The following is a 274-nucleotide window of genomic DNA, read 5'->3' as shown; positions in this document are numbered from 1 at the left end:
CTGACTGAAGCAAACGTCATCCATCCATTACGGCCAATATTTTTAAAACTTTCACGGAAGTGACGGAGCAATGTTCTAAATTTCATATCCGTAATCACCTCGATGTTCATCGCGAACTATTTTTCCACTTTCAATGGCAATGACACGTCGTTTGATATTGTTGACGATGTCCCTATTATGTGTGGCCATGACAAGAGTAGTTCCGCGTTTATTAATTTCTTCAAATATGTTCATGATTTCCCACGATGTTTCAGGATCAAGATTCCCTGTAGGC

1 pseudogene is annotated in these 274 nt (G+C 39.8%); it reads right to left on the bottom strand.

What is annotated here, in order from left to right:
* Nucleotides 1-75: 75 nt before the first annotated feature.
* Nucleotides 76-274, bottom strand: a pseudogene (locus SB773_RS31645) (cell division ATP-binding protein FtsE); the annotation flags it as partial.

Source organism: Bacillus sp. SIMBA_074 (genome assembly GCF_046534555.1).
GTDB classification, from domain to species: domain Bacteria; phylum Bacillota; class Bacilli; order Bacillales; family Bacillaceae_G; genus Bacillus_A; species Bacillus_A mycoides.
Note: the sequence above shows the minus strand (reverse complement) of the source record. Positions and strands in the feature narration are given on the sequence as shown.